Genomic DNA, 14,782 nt, shown 5'->3' with positions numbered 1-14,782 from the left:
GCTGCAGCGTACGCGCCCCTTCCGATGCAAGCCGCCCTTAAAAAATTCATATATTTCATTGGCTTGCAATACTTCACCAGTCATCGCGCCGGCCCCACGAGCGAGCCCGCGACAATCGCAGTGAGCAAAAAAGACGCATGAGTTTATGAGCGCAGCCGCTGGCGGAAGAGAAAATAATGTATCGGTAATACATAATACTTTTCTGATGCAAATTGGGGATCAAACGCCGTTTCAATGGCTGCAGGCGAATTCCTCCCCGGACGGGCTGTTACTGTCCGAAACCATAGAAACGTATCTTCACAAAAAAACACGCCCGTGTTTAAATGAAACACAGGCGTGCCTCCCATGAGGACTCGCGCCCACAACGGCCGGCAACGGCATGGCATGAGCCAGGCGTCCGGCATTTTCCTGGCGCCCACGGCCTGCCCGCGCCGCCTCATTGGAAGCATCAATGAACAACACGCTGGATGTCATTTTTCTTGGCAGCGACGACGCCAGGCATGCCAGACTGGTAGAGTCCCTGTCCCATCTGGGATTCAACGTCCGCCGCTGCGCCGATCTGGTGGACGTCTACGACAGATTTTCCCGCCGGCCCAGCCCGCTGGTGGTCCTGGAAGCGCCGCTTCCCGATGTGCACAACGCCGCCGTGCGCCTGCGCGCGATCGACCGCAGCCTGGGCATCGTGGCCATCGCTCCATTCCTCGACGCCGAAAGCCGCATCCGCACGCTGCTGTGCGGGGCGGACGCGTGTCTGCCGCCGGATGTCACGGGCCTGGAACTCGCAGCCGTCCTGCAGGCGCTGGTGCGTCGCGCGGTCGGGCTGGATGGCCTGGAGACGGGCGCGGATCCGCACACGGCCGAGGAATCGGCCCAGGAAGGCTGGCGGCTGGCGAACAAGGGGTGGACCCTCATCAGTCCCAAGGGCAGGACGCTGGGGCTGACGACGGGCGAACGCGACTTCCTGTCCAGACTGGTCAACGCGCCGGACCGCAAGGTCAGCCGCGACGCATTTCTTGCCGATGGGGCGGACGAAGCCGACAGCGGCATCACGCGCCGGCGCTTTGTGGATGTGATGATCAGCCGATTGCGGCGCAAGGCCGCGGCCAACCAGATGACGCTGCCGATCCGCGCGGTGCACGGATGGGGCTACATGTTTGCGGCCGACATCACGCTGGATCTGGAATACCGGGTCACGGCGCCGACCCCGCGCGCCGACGGGCGAGACGCCTGGCGCAGCGAAGAAGCGGACGCGAACGCGTCCGTGTAACCGAAGCAGCGGACGCGCCACGCGTGGCTGCAAGGGTGGCCCGGCACGAATCGCCGGGCGAAAAAAACGCGGCGCTGCCCCCGAAGGGTAAGACGCCGCGCTAAAACAACACGTGAACCCGGAGTCATCGGCCGGCACCGATGCCTTCTACCTGGATCACGCGATTCCAACATTCGTGCCTCATACTACTCACGCACGGTCCAACCGTGGCCCGCGCCGGGTCTCTAGTCCCTGCACTGGCTGCAACGTGATCAACGCCTGGCAATTCGTCCACCCTGACTGCTGGTAGGCTTTACTGCCATATCGGCGGGGTTCCTTCCGGATAGCCGCCTGATGAGGAAAGTTTATGACCTCGGACGCGTTTGCAGTAATTCTTTGTTGATAGTCTTCCATACCATATTGATATAGGAAGCTTGTGCCCTCGATGCCCCTGCCCCAGCCTCCCCTGCGCCATCGGCTCCGTAAGATACTGGCGTTCTTCCCGCCGAACTGGTGCCTCGCCTTCCTGGTGGCGCTGGATGGATACGCCTTCATGCACCCGGTGCTGCGCGAAGTCCGCGCACGCGAATATTCGTTCTGGCTTGCGCTGGACAACTGGCACGAGATCATGCGCGTGGTCGGGTTGCTGGAGATTCCGCGCCTGGTGCTTGGCGTGGGCCTGCAGGTGATTGCGCTGGGCCTGATCCTGAAAGCGCGCATTGCGTGGGCGTTCTCGCTGGTGCTGCTGATCGGCATCGGCACGTTCGCCATCCTGGGCGATGGCGGCCGCGCGGGGCTGGGCATCTATACCTTGGTGCTGGTGATCGCGCTGGTGGCGTACTGGCGCCGTTTCGACCGCGCCAGCGTGACGGCCGGGTCGCTCTTCGCCCTGGTGAGCGTGCTGTCGCTGATGATCTACGCCGTGTTCGGCACGCTATATCTGGGCAACGAATTCAATCCGCCCATCCTGGATGCGGGCACCGCGCTCTACTTTTCGATCGTCTCGATGTCCACGGTGGGCTATGGCGATATCACGCCGCACAGCGGCACGGCGCGGCTGTTCACCGCGTCGATTATCATCCTCGGCATCACCGTCTTCGCAACCTCCGTCAGCGCGATCGCCGGCCCGGTGATCGGCGGCAACCTGAAACGGCTCGTCAAAGGCAGGTTTTCCTCGGCCATGAGAAAGAACCACATCATCATCGCCGGCGCCACGCCCCTCGCGTTGAGCGTCTACCAGGGCCTGCGCAGCCGCAACGAAGAAGTCACCGTCATCGTCCCGACCGGCGTGGCGCACGACTACCCGGCCGCCACCGACCTGATCGAAGGCGACCCCTCGAGCGTGGACGTGCTGCACGTAGCGGGCGTGGCGCGGGCGCGCTATGTGCTGGCGCTGCGCGACGACGACGCCGAGAATGCGTTCATCGTGCTGGCCGCCAAGGAAGCAACCGGCGCGGACGGCGCCAAGACCGTGGCGCTGGTCAACACCAGCAAGCACCTCGAAAAGATCCGCCGGGTGCAGCCCGACCTGGTGTTTTCGGTGCAACTGCTGGGCGCGGAAATGCTGACCCGCGCGATCAACGGCGAGCCAATGGACAGCCAGGCCATCACCGACCTGTTCTTCGCCAAGCCATCAACCGACGCCAAGCCCGCTTGACCGCAGCTGCGGCTCGCCCAACGGCGCGTGCCGCGCATACCACGCCACGAATTGATCCGACGGCATGGGCCGCGCAAACAGGTAACCCTGGATGAACGCCACGCCGCGGCCGCTGAGATAGCGGAACTGCAGGTCGGTTTCGACGCCTTCGGCCAGCACCGCCAGACCCAGCCGGTGCGCGAGTGTGATGATGACGTCCAGCACCGGCGCGTCTTCGCCCGTGGGTTCGATGGCATGCACGAACCCCTTGTCGATCTTCAGGTAATCCACCGGAAACCGCTGCAGATACGACAGCGAACAATGGCCGGTGCCGAAATCGTCGATGGCCACACGCACGCCCTGCGCGCGCAAGGCCTCGATATTGCGCCGGGCCTGCCCGTCGTCGGTGACCAGACTGCGTTCTGTGATCTCCAGCACCAGGGTTGGTTCACGCTGGGCGATGTTGGCCGCAAAGCGCTCGATGTCGCCGGTGAATTCGGGGCAGGACAAATGCGCGGCGGCAATGTTGACGCCCACATGAAAGCCGGGCGGCGTGTCCCAGTCGCGCATGTCCCGCTCGATCAGCGCGAACAGATGGCGCGTCAGCGGGACGATCATGCCATTGGTTTCGGCGGCGGCGATGAAGACGTCGGGCCGCACGGCGCCCACGCCCGGCCGCTCCCAGCGCAACAAGGCCTCGACCCCGCTGCACTGGCCCACCGCATGGCCGAAAACGGGCTGGTAATGCACGCGGAATTCATCAGCGACGATGGCGCGGCGCAATTGCTCCTTGAAGGACTGGCGGTTGACCTGCTGGCGAAACGCCGCCACGGCCAGGCCGAGGCCGAGCAGCGCCGCGGCGGGCAGGTAGGTCATCAGCAGTTGCTGCCACGCTTGCACGACCGCTTCGGCCGGCGCGCTGACACTGAGGGTGACCGGCGCGCGGCCGTCGGGGTTCGTCGTCTCGGTGTAGATCACTTCGCGGGGCGCGCCCGCTGCCCCCTTGAGATCATTGTGGATGGGCACGCCGCCCTCTCCCACTTGCACGTCGATCTGGTAATCGCGCAGATTGGATAGCGCGTTCAGCAGATCCTGCACGTACCTGCCGTCGACCACCACGACCGCGCTGTGGCCTTCGACCCCGGGCCGGCCCAACAGCACGGCGGGACGTTCCGGCGCCAGCGGAGTTCCGGCCACCGTGATGAGCCAGCGGTCCGGGGATCCGCCCACCGACCATCTGCGAAATTCCGACACCGCGTAATCGACCTTGCCGACCGCCGACGAGCAATACATGCGCTCGCCGCGGACCAGCACCAGGGACCGGACATACGGGTTCAGCGACCCCCAGCGTTGCAGATCGGGCAGTGCCTCGTCGCAGGACAGGGCGGTCAGCGGCGCCACGCGGTCCAGAAGTTCCCAGGACTGCGTCAGGATGAGTTGCGTCTGGACTTGAACGATGCGCGCGGCCGACTCGGCGTCATGGCGCTGTTCCTTCTGGGCATGCCACCAGGTCCAGGCCACGCAGACGATCACTGGCAGCACCAGCGCCAGGGCCACGGGCAGATAACGCCACGACGGTACGCGTTCCATCAGGCCTGGTGTCGGCAAGGGGTCTCCGCGGCAGTAAAGGGGCCATTAGTGCGGGTGCATCGATGCGATGGGACACCATGCGCGGCGCGGCGTCAAGAACTGCGTGCAGCCCGCCGCTGCCGGGCCGCCGGGGCCAACAGTTCGACGATCATCGCCACATGGGCCTCGCGGCGCGCCGCGAGGCCGAGCTCGTCGTCCGGCCCCAGCAGCGCGGCCATGACCACGGTGTGCACCACCGGCGCCAGCAGCAGCCAGGGTTCGCGCAGCGCAACGCTGTCGCGGCACAGCCCCCGCCGGCGGGCCAGCGCCAGCAGACGGCCCAGGTCGGCAAGATGCGCCTCGGCGGTTTCGTGGCGCCAGCGCGCCGCCAGATGCGGCACCCTGCCGCTTTCGGCTAGCAGCAGCCGCAGCGTGCTGATCATGGCGGGATTGGCGAGGCTTTCATGCAGATGATCAGCAATGCGCTCGGCCAATGCCTGCACCGAGGCGGCGCTGTCGACGATGGCCGGGATATCGAGGGGCGCGGGCGCGAGGTGGCGTTCGAGCAGCGCCTCGAAGATGGCTTCTTTGCTTGCGAAATGCGCGTACAGCCCGCCCTTGGACACGCCGGCGCACAACGCGATGTCGTCCATGCGCGTGCCCGAGTAGCCCGCTCGTGAAAATTCCCGCAGCGCGGCGTCCAGAATCTGGCCGATCCGCACCGGCGGCGGCAGGCGAGTGCGCGGCCTGTCCATGTCTGATTGCTCCAGGGTCACGATGCGCCCATTACATACCGACCAGTCAGTCGCTAGATTGATTCGCGTCAAGGAATTTTGCGGCCGGATGGGCACAATAGGCACACGCCCTGGCGCCGGAACCGTCCGTGCCGCAAGGCCAAAAGCCTGCCGCGCGCGAGACGCTTCCGCCCCCCGAGCCGGAGACCCGCCGCATGACAGCAACCGCGTTTTCCGCTTCGATACCTCCTCGTCTAGCCGCCGCCGCCCTGACGCTGCTGATGGCCGCCGGCTGCACCTCGCTCGCGCCCGACTACCAGCGCCCAGCCTTGCCGGTGCCGCAGGCATATCCCCGCGACAGCCAGCCGCCAGCCGGCCCGCTGGACGCCGTCCAGCCCGCGGCGGCCCCCGCGTCCATCGCCGCGCCCGCCGCCGCCCGCATCGCCTGGCAGTCCTACTTTCCCGACCCCGCGCTGCAAGGCCTGATCGCCACCGCGCTGGAAAACAGCCGCGACCTGCGCGCGGCGTTGCTGCGGGTCGAGGAAGCGCGGGCGCTGTACGGCATCCAACGTTCCGACCAGTTCCCCACCGTGGGCGTGCAGGCGCAAGGCTCGCGGGCGCGCGTGCCGGGCGACCTGAATGTGACGGGCCAGCCGCAGGTTTCCAGCCAGTATCAGGTCGGCCTGGGCATGGCGACCTGGGAACTGGATTTCTGGGGACGGGTGCGCAGCCTTAGCGATGCGGCGCTGGAAAACTATCTATCGACGCAGGCGGCGGCGCAGGCGGCCACGCTGAGCCTCATCGCCCAGGTGGCGGACGGCTACCTGCGGCTGCGCGAACTGGACGAACGCCTGGAGCTCACCCGCGAGACCATCGACTCGCGCGCGGAATCGCTGCGCATCTTTCGCCGCCGCTTCGAGGAAGGCGCCATCTCGAAGCTGGACCTGACGCAGGTCGAGACGCTGTGGCAGCAGGCCAAGGCATTGGGCACGGAACTGGAACGTTCGCGCGCCGCACAGGCGCACACCCTGGAGTTGCTGGTGGGTGCGCCGCTGGATCTGCCGGCCGGTCCGGCGCGGCTGAATGACGAGGCGGTGATGCGCGACCTGCCGGCGGGGCTGCCGTCCGACCTGCTGACCGACCGGCCCGACATCCTGGCCGCGGAGCATCGGCTAAAGGCCGCCAACGCCAACATCGGCGCGGCCCGCGCCGCCTTTCTGCCCAGCATTATGCTGACCGGGGCCTTCGGCACCGCCAGCGCCGAACTGGACGGACTGTTCGCGGGGGCAAGCCGCGCCTGGAATTTCGCGCCCAGCATCAACCTGCCGATCTTCGATGCCGGCCGCCGGCAGTCCACGCTGGACCTGACCGAAGCGCGCCGGGATTTGGCCGTCGCCAGCTACGAACAGACCATACAAAGCGCATTCAGGGACGTGTCCGACGCGCTGGCGTCGCGCCGCTGGCTGGCCGAACAGGTGGACGTGCTGCGCGCCACCGTGGCGGCGCAGGCCGAGCGCACCCGCCTGGCGCAGTTGCGCTACGACCATGGCGCCTCCCCGTACCTGGAAGTGCTCGACGCCAAGCGCGATCTCCTGGCCGCGCAGCAGCAGCTGGTCGAAACGCGCCGCGCGCTCCTGTCCAGCCGCATCGGCCTGTATGCCGCGCTGGGCGGCGGGTCGCTGGCGCCTGAAGCGCCTGACGCGGGCACGGCCCAACGCTGACGGGCCCGACGCTGAAAAGCCCAAAGATCAAGGACACGCCGACATGCCTCTACCCAAACGAAAACTGGTCTTGCTGATTGCCCTTGTGGTTGCCGCAGCCGCCGGCTACTACGGCTGGCGCATGTTGGCGGACACCGGGCCGGGGCCTGGCTTTGTCAGCGGCAACGGCCGGATCGAAGCCACCGAGATCGACGTGGCCACGAAGCTGGCGGGCCGCGTGCAGGAAGTGCTGGTCACGGAGGGCGACTTCGTCGCGGCGGGCCAGCCGCTGGCGCGCATGCAGATCGACACCCTCCAGGCGCAGCGCGAGGAAGCGCGGGCGCAGCATCAGCAGGCGGTCAATGGCGCGGCCAGCGCGGCGGCGCAGGTGGCGCAGCGCGAAAGCGACAAACGGGCCGCCGAAGCCGTCGTGGTGCAGCGCGAAAGCGAGCTGGACGCGGCGCGCCGGCGCCTGGCCCGTTCGCAGACGCTGTCCAAGGAGGGTGCCTCGTCGATCCAGGAACTGGACGATGACCGCGCCCGCGTGCGCAGCATGCAGGCGGCGGTGAACGCCGCCCGTGCGCAGGTCACGGCAGCCGCCGCAGCCATCGACGCGGCCCGGGCCGCGCAGGTCGGTGCCCAATCGGCAATTGCGGCCGCGCAGGCCACGGTGTCGCGCATAGACGCCGACATCGCCGACAGCGAACTACGGGCCCCGCGCGCCGGCCGCGTGCAATACCGCGTGGCGCAGCCGGGCGAGGTCCTGGGCGCGGGCGGCAAGGTACTCAACATGGTCGACCTGGCCGACGTCTACATGACGTTCTTCCTGCCCGAGCAGGCCGCGGGCCGCGTCGCGCTGGGTCAGGACGTGCGCATCATCCTGGATGCCGCGCCGGAATACGTTATTCCCGCCACGGTGTCGTTCGTGGCCAGCACCGCGCAATTCACGCCCAAGACCGTCGAAACCGCCAGCGAACGCCAGAAGCTGATGTTCCGCGTCAAGGCGCAGATCAGCCCCGACCTGCTGCGCCGCCACCTCACGCAGGTCAAGACCGGGCTGCCCGGCGTGGCGTGGCTGAAACTGGACCCGGATGCCCAATGGCCCGGCTATCTTGACGTCAAGGTGCCCTGATGTCCCCGGCCGTCCCGCCCGTCGCCTCGCTGTCCGATGTCGGCCTGCGCTATGGCAAGACCCAGGCGCTGGACGGCATCACGCTGGATATTCCCGCCGGACGCATGGTCGGACTGATCGGCCCGGACGGCGTGGGCAAGTCCAGCCTGCTCGCGCTGGTGGCGGGCGCGCGGGCCGTGCAGCAGGGCAAGGTCATGGTGTTGGGCGGCGACATGGCCAGCCGAAGGCACCGCGAGGCCGTCTGCCCGCGCATCGCCTACATGCCGCAGGGCTTGGGCAAGAATCTCTACCCCACCTTGTCCGTGGAAGAAAACCTGCAGTTCTTTGGCCGCCTGTTCGGCCATGACGCGGCCGAGCGCCGCCGCCGCATCGACAGCCTGACCCGCAGCACCGGCCTGTCGGCCTTCCTGTCCCGGCCCGCGGGCAAGCTGTCGGGCGGCATGAAACAGAAGCTGGGGCTGTGCTGCGCGCTGATCCATGATCCGGATCTGCTCATCCTTGACGAGCCCACGACCGGCGTGGACCCGCTGGCGCGCGCGCAGTTCTGGGATCTGATCAACGAGATTCGCGCGCAGCGGCGCGGCATGAGCGTGATCGTGGCGACTGCCTACATGGACGAGGCGCAGCGTTTCGATTGGCTGATCGCCATGGACGACGGCCGCGTTCTGGCCACCGGCACGCCCGCAGAATTGCAGGACCGCACCGGCGCGCAGACGCTGGAAGCGGCCTTCATTGCGCTGCTGCCCGAGCAAAAGCGGCGCGGCCACAAACCCGTCGAGATCGTGCCGCTGGCCCTGGACGAGGACGCCGGCATCGCCATCGAGGCGCGCGACCTGACCATGCGCTTTGGCGACTTCGTGGCCGTGGACCACGTCAACTTCCGCATCCGGCGCGGCGAGATCTTCGGGTTCCTGGGTTCGAACGGCTGCGGCAAGTCGACCACCATGAAGATGCTGACGGGCCTCTTGCCCGCCAGCGAAGGCCAGGCCTTTTTATTCGGGCAGGAGGTCGATCCGCGCAACATCGACACGCGCCGGCGCGTGGGCTACATGTCGCAGGCCTTTTCGCTGTACGGCGAACTGACCGTGCGGCAGAACCTGGTGCTGCACGCCCGGTTGTTCCACGTGCCGGAGGCCAACATCCCCGCGCGCGTGCAGGAGATGGTCACGCGCTTCGGGCTGGACGGCGTGCTGGACGCGCTGCCGCAGAACCTGCCCATGGGCGTGCGCCAGCGGCTTTCGCTTGCCGTGGCGATGGTGCACAAGCCCGAGCTGCTCATCCTGGACGAGCCAACGTCGGGGGTGGATCCGGTCGCGCGCGACGGATTCTGGAACCTGCTGATCGAACTGGCCCGCAAGGATCACGTCACGATCTTCATCTCGACGCACTTCATGAACGAGGCCCAGCGATGCGACCGCATTTCGCTGATGCACGCGGGCAAGGTGCTGGTCAGCGCCGCGCCCGACGAAATCATTCGCTTGCGCGGCGCAAGCTCGCTGGAAGCCGCCTTCATTGCCTACCTGATCGACGCAGGCGCCGGCACTGCGGCCGACACGGGCGCGGCGCCCCCCATGGAGGACGCCGCCCCGCCCGCCCAGCCGGCCCGGCGCGGGTTCAGCCTGCATCGCGCGTTCAGCTACATGTGGCGCGAATCGCTGGAACTGCAGCGCGACCCCGTGCGCGCCACGCTGGCGCTGCTGGGCTCGCTCTTGCTGATGTTCGTGATGGGCTACGGCATCAGCCTGGACGTCGAAGACCTGCGCTATGCGGTCATGGACCGCGACCAGACGGGCCTGAGCCAGAACTACAGCCTGAATCTGTCGGGGTCCCGCTACTTCATCGAACATCCGCCCATTGCCGATTACGCGGACCTGGACGCGCGCATGCGCAGCGGCGAGCTGTCGCTGGCCATCGAGATTCCGCAGGGCTTCGCGCGCGACATTGAGCGCGGCAAGCCCGTGCAGATCGGCGTCTGGATCGACGCGGCCATGCCGCAACGGGCCGAGACCATACGCGGCTATGTGCTGGGCATGCATCAGGGCTGGCTGGCGCAGCAGGCGCGCGAGCGGCTGGGCGCCAGCGCGCAGCTTCCCGTCAGCGTGGAGACGCGGTTCCGCTACAACCCCGATGTGCGCAGCCTGCCCGCCATGGTGCCTGCCGTCATTCCGCTGCTGCTGCTGATGATGCCGGCCATGCTGACGGCGCTGGCCGTCGTGCGCGAAAAGGAATTGGGCTCGATCACCAATCTTTACGTCACGCCGGTGACGCGGCTGGAATTCCTGCTGGGAAAACAGGCGCCGTATGTCGCGCTGGCGATGCTGAACTTCCTGCTGATGGCCCTGCTTGCCGTGACGCTATTCGGCGTGCCCATCAAGGGCAGCTTCGGCACGCTATTGCTCGCCGCGCTGATCTACAACGTGGTGGCCACCGCCATTGGCCTGTTGGCCTCCACGTTCACGCGCAGCCAGATCGCCGCGCTGTTCTTCACGATGATCGGCACCCTGGTTCCGGCCGTGCAGTTTGCCGGGCTGCTCAACCCCGTGTCGTCGCTGGAAGGCGCGGGCCGGCTGATCGGACAGGTCTATCCCGCCACCCACATGCTCATCATCAGCCGCGGCGTGTTCAGCAAGGCGTTGGGGCTGCATGACCTTTACCCCTCGTTCTGGCCGCTGCTGATCTCCATTCCCATCATCCTGGGCGCGTCGGCGCTGCTGTTGAAAAAGCAGGAGACCTGACATGCGGCACCTGGCGAACATCTACCGCCTTGGCGTGAAAGAGCTCTGGAGCCTGGCGCGCGACCCGATGATGCTGGTGCTGATCGTCGTGTCGTTCACGTTGATGATCTACACGGCGGCCACCGCCGTGCCCGAAACGCTGCACAACGCGCCCATCGCCGTCGTGGACGAGGACCAGTCGCCGCTGTCCGCGCGCATCGTCTCGGCTTTCTATCCGCCGCATTTCACGCCGCCGCAGCTTGTGACCCCGGCGCAGGCGGACGCCAACATGGACGCGGGCCGCCAAACGTTTACCGTCAACATCCCGCCCAACTTCCAGCGCGACGTGCTGGCCGGCCGGCCGGCGCAGATCCAGCTGAATGTCGACGCCACCCGGATGAGCCAGGCGTTCACGGGCAGCAGCTACATCCAGCAGATCATCACCGACGAGATCAACGAGTTCGTCAGGCGCTATCGCGCGCCCACCGAGCTGCCGGTTGAACTGGCGGTGCGCATGCGATTCAACCCGAACCTCACCCAGTCGTGGTTCGGCGCGCTGATGGAGATCATCAATAACGTCACGATGCTGTCCATCATCCTGACCGGCGCCGCGCTGATCCGCGAGCGCGAACACGGGACCATCGAGCACCTGCTGGTCATGCCCGTCACGCCCACCGAAATCATGGTCGCGAAGGTCTGGTCGATGGGGCTGGTCGTACTGGCGTCCGCTGGGCTATCGTTGACGTTCGTGGTGCGGGGCCTGCTGCACGTGCCGATCGAAGGATCGGTCGCGCTGTTTCTGGCCGGCGTGGCGCTGCACCTGTTCGCCACGACCTCGATGGGCATTTTCATGGCTACGCTTGCACGCAGCATGCCGCAATTCGGCATGTTGCTCGTACTAGTGCTCTTGCCCCTGCAGATGCTGTCCGGGGGCACCACGCCGCGCGAAAGCATGCCGGCGTTCGTGCAGAACATCATGCTGGCCGCCCCCACGACGCATTTCGTGGAACTCGGCCAAGCCATCCTCTATCGCGGCGCGGGCATCAGCGTCGTATGGCAACCCTTCCTGGCGCTGGCGCTGATCGGCGCCGTCCTGTTTGCGTTATCCCTGGCGCGTTTTCGCAAGACCCTCAGCCAGATGGCATGAGGCCCGTGTGTATTCGTTTCCCCTTACCACTTTCATAAAAGGACGGATGATGAAGAAAGCAAATGCCTCCCTGCCCGATGGCCTGACCGGCGCCAACGTCGCCTTCTGCCAGCGCCTGGCCCAGCTTGCGCAGGAAAGCCAGCAGCGCTGGCTCGAAATGGGCCAGCGGCTGGCCAGCGACAGCTCCGGCCTTGCCGCCCTTTCCCCCTTGCCCCCCACCGCCAACTGGCAGGACGCCATGCCCGCCATGGGCGAACTCGCGCGCAAGCGCTGGCAGACCCAGCTGGAAGCCAGCCAGGCCCTCACGCACGCGGCGCTGCAGGAGCAGGCCACCTTGGCCGCCGGCGTGGGCGAAGCGATGTGCGAATGGTTCAAGCAGGCCAACGGCGCGGCTGCCGACAATTCACCGCTCGCGCAGATGTGGTCCGTGATGACCAAGCAGATGGCGGCCGCCTGCGCCGCCATGCAGGACGCCAACCAGCAAGGAGGCCGCCATGACCTCTAAGCGCACCGCGCTCATCACGGGCGGCACCGGATGCCTGGGCCGCGCCATCGCCGTGGCGCTGCACGACGCGGGCCACGACGTCATCGTCACCTACCATTCCAGCGAGGCCGCCACGCGCGGCTGGATCAAGGAAGAAGCGGCGAAAGGCCGAACCTTTTCCTCGTACAAGGTGGACGTGGCGGACTTCGACGCCTGCCAGGCGCTGGCCCGGCGACTCGAAGAGGACGGCCGCCAGATCGACATCCTGGTGAACAACGCGGGCATCACGCGCGACGCGAGCCTGCGCAAGATGAGCGCGCAGGATTGGGCGGACGTCATGCACAGCAATCTGGATTCCATGTTCAACATGACCCAGCCGCTGTGCGGTCCGATGGCGGATCGGGGCTGGGGCCGCATCGTCAACATCTCGTCGGTGAACGGCAGCAAGGGCGCATTCGGGCAGACCAACTACGCTGCGTCGAAGGCGGGCATTCATGGGTTCACGAAGTCGCTGGCGCTGGAAATGGCCCGCAAGGGCGTGACGGTGAACACGGTGTCGCCCGGCTATCTGGCCACGCGGATGGTGCAGGCCGTGCCGCCGGAAGTCATGCAGGAAAAGATCCTGCCGCAGATCCCGGTGGGGCGGCTGGGCGAACCCGATGAAATCGCCGCGCTCGTCGCGTTCATCTGCAGCGATGCGGCCGGTTTCATGACGGGCAGCAACGTGGCCATGAATGGCGGCCAGCATATGTATTGATGCGGCCGTTCTCTCAGCGTCCCGGCGCCTTGCGCTGCGCCTGCATCTGCGCCCGCAACGAGATCGCGTCCGGCCGCATGGGCAGCGCCAGCCGGCCCTGGCGGTCGATGGCGCCCCATTCTCCGCCCGTCACGAAGCTGTGTTCGCCGTCGCGCGTGCGCTCGATGCGGCAGCCCTTGCAGACCGCGGCCAAACCGCCTTCGAAGCGGTCGACCCAATCGTAGGGCGTGGCCAGCACGCGGTTGAGCTGCTTGTCGTAGTAGGCCATGCCGCCGGCCCAAGGCCCGCGGGTGAGGCCTTCCTCGAAGTCGTCGGCGCTGTTGTCGAACGTGACCACGGCCACGGCGCGTCCGTCGGGCCGCACCCAGTGCCACGAGCCGTTGGCCGTGGCGGGCGACAGGCCATCGTCGCCGAAATCCATGCGCGCCAGCACGGCGGGCCGGAATTCGACGCTGTCCTTCGTGGCGCGGGCGCAGTGCTCGACGTGTTCCAGCGAGCCTTGCGCCTGCCTGTCCGCAAAGAAGCACGCGACGTCATATTCAACGGCGTGGCCCGGGGTGAGGGCCAGCGAGGTGAGCAGGGCGGCGATCAGCATGCGGGGCATCCTAGCATGGCGCCCGCGTGCCGATCGGCATGCTCGCCGTCCAGAAAAAGGCGGCCCGCGGGGACCGCCCTGCCCTTCAGTTGGCCGTGGCGCCCGAATCCTTGACCGCCTTGGCCCAGGCCGCCATCTCGGTCTGGATGAACTTGCCGAATTCCGCCGTGTTCACGCCGGAGGCGCGCGCGCCCTCTTCCATCAACCGCTGCTTGACCTCGGGCGCCGCCAGCGCGCCGGTCAGCGCCTGGTTCAGCCGCGCCACCACCGCGTCCGGCGTGCCGGCCGGCGCGACGATGCCGTGCCAGGACACCGCCTGGAAGCCGGGCAGGCCGGACTCGGCCATCGTCGGCACGTCGGGCATCGCGGACGAGCGCTCCGGCGAGGTCACGGCCAGGGCACGCAGCGATCCTGCCTTCACGTGCGGCAGCACGCCCGGAATGGTGGTGAACATGAAATCGATCTGCCCGCCGATGAGATCCGTGATGGCGGGGCTGCCGCCCTTGTAGGGCACGTGCGTGAACTGGAGCTTGGCTTCGCTCTTGAACATCTCGCCGGCCAGATGCCCCGGCGTGCCCGCGCCTGCCGAGCCCATGTTGGTCTTGTCGCCTTGCGACCGGATGAAGGCGATGAGTTCCTGCACGTTGGCGGCCTTGACGTTGGGACCGACGACCAGCACGTTCGGCACGGTGGCCAGCAGCGTGACGGGCGTGAAGTCCTTGACCGCGTCGTAGGAAATGCGCGAATAAAGCGACGGGTTGATGCCGTGCGTGCTGGCGGTGGCCAGCAGCAGCGTGTAGCCGTCCGGCGCGGACGAGGCCACCTGCTTGGCGGCGATGGTGCCGTTGGCGCCGCCCTTGTTGTCGATCACGATGGTCTGGCCCAGCGTCTTGGCGGCTTCGGCAGCGACGGTGCGCGCCAGAATGTCGGACGTGCCGCCGGCCGAATGGGGCACGACCAGCGTGATCGGCTTGGCGGGATAGGTTTGCGCCATCGCCGCAGGCAGGGCGGGCGTCAGACAGGCGGCCAGCGCGCAGCGCGCCAGCAAACGAGTGCGGAACATTGATG

The 14,782-nt window shown here is 67.1% G+C and carries 12 protein-coding genes; 8 read left to right on the top strand and 4 right to left on the bottom strand.

Annotated features, from left to right (window positions below; all coding sequences use genetic code 11):
- Positions 1–451: 451 nt before the first annotated feature.
- Positions 452–1,267 (top strand): response regulator transcription factor, encoded by an 816-nt coding sequence (locus tag ASD87_RS19205; protein ID WP_056325190.1) that lies wholly within the window; start codon positions 452–454, stop codon positions 1,265–1,267.
- Positions 1,268–1,691: 424 nt separating this feature from the next.
- A complete protein-coding gene (kch, locus tag ASD87_RS19200) occupies positions 1,692–2,903 on the top strand; it encodes a voltage-gated potassium channel protein (RefSeq protein WP_056325187.1) in 1,212 nt (403 codons plus the stop codon).
- Here the strand turns inward: kch and ASD87_RS19195 are convergent.
- Positions 2,880–4,490, bottom strand: a complete 1,611-nt coding sequence (locus ASD87_RS19195) for an EAL domain-containing protein (protein WP_369818567.1) — start codon at positions 4,488–4,490, stop codon at positions 2,880–2,882. The genes kch and ASD87_RS19195 overlap by 24 nt on opposite strands.
- 74 nt (positions 4,491–4,564) lie before the next feature.
- Positions 4,565–5,206 (bottom strand): TetR/AcrR family transcriptional regulator, encoded by a 642-nt coding sequence (locus tag ASD87_RS19190; RefSeq protein ID WP_056325182.1) that lies wholly within the window; start codon positions 5,204–5,206, stop codon positions 4,565–4,567.
- A 194-nt stretch (positions 5,207–5,400) separates the two neighbouring features.
- Here ASD87_RS19190 and ASD87_RS19185 point away from each other — a divergent pair, with 194 nt between their 5' ends.
- Genes ASD87_RS19185 through phbB form a run of 6 tightly spaced genes read left to right on the top strand, consistent with a single transcriptional unit; the run spans position 5,401 to position 13,119 of the window.
- The gene (locus tag ASD87_RS19185) at positions 5,401–6,906 is read left to right on the top strand and encodes an efflux transporter outer membrane subunit (RefSeq protein WP_056325957.1); all 1,506 of its coding nucleotides are present in this window, start codon (positions 5,401–5,403) and stop codon (positions 6,904–6,906) included.
- A 43-nt stretch (positions 6,907–6,949) separates the two neighbouring features.
- Positions 6,950–8,017 carry an HlyD family secretion protein gene (locus tag ASD87_RS19180; protein WP_056325954.1) on the top strand — a complete coding sequence of 356 codons (1,068 nt, stop codon included), beginning with the start codon at positions 6,950–6,952 and terminating at the stop codon, positions 8,015–8,017.
- Positions 8,017–10,752 carry a ribosome-associated ATPase/putative transporter RbbA gene (rbbA, locus tag ASD87_RS19175; protein ID WP_056325180.1) on the top strand — a complete coding sequence of 912 codons (2,736 nt, stop codon included), beginning with the start codon at positions 8,017–8,019 and terminating at the stop codon, positions 10,750–10,752. Before ASD87_RS19180 ends, rbbA begins: the two co-directional genes overlap by 1 nt.
- A 1-nt stretch (position 10,753) precedes the next feature.
- A complete protein-coding gene (locus ASD87_RS19170; RefSeq protein ID WP_056325177.1) occupies positions 10,754–11,878 on the top strand; it encodes an ABC transporter permease in 1,125 nt (374 codons plus the stop codon).
- Between the two features lie 46 nt (positions 11,879–11,924).
- A complete protein-coding gene (locus ASD87_RS19165; RefSeq protein ID WP_056325175.1) occupies positions 11,925–12,383 on the top strand; it encodes a hypothetical protein in 459 nt (152 codons plus the stop codon).
- Complete coding sequence (gene phbB, locus ASD87_RS19160; protein WP_056325172.1) at positions 12,373–13,119, top strand: acetoacetyl-CoA reductase; 747 nt, start codon at positions 12,373–12,375, stop codon at positions 13,117–13,119. The genes ASD87_RS19165 and phbB overlap by 11 nt, the downstream gene beginning before the upstream one ends.
- Before the next feature lie 13 nt (positions 13,120–13,132).
- Here the strand turns inward: phbB and ASD87_RS19155 are convergent, their stop codons facing one another.
- Both ASD87_RS19155 and ASD87_RS19150 read right to left on the bottom strand, forming a co-directional pair.
- Positions 13,133–13,714 (bottom strand): WG repeat-containing protein, encoded by a 582-nt coding sequence (locus tag ASD87_RS19155; protein WP_056325169.1) that lies wholly within the window; start codon positions 13,712–13,714, stop codon positions 13,133–13,135.
- Positions 13,715–13,799: 85 nt separating this feature from the next.
- Positions 13,800–14,777, bottom strand: coding sequence for a tripartite tricarboxylate transporter substrate binding protein (locus ASD87_RS19150; protein ID WP_056325166.1), 978 nt, complete (start codon positions 14,775–14,777; stop codon positions 13,800–13,802).
- Positions 14,778–14,782 lie beyond the last annotated feature (5 nt).

Source organism: Achromobacter sp. Root170, assembly GCF_001428165.1.
In the GTDB taxonomy this organism is placed as follows: domain Bacteria; phylum Pseudomonadota; class Gammaproteobacteria; order Burkholderiales; family Burkholderiaceae_B; genus Achromobacter; species Achromobacter mucicolens.
This window is presented reverse-complemented; position numbering and strand designations above follow the sequence as displayed.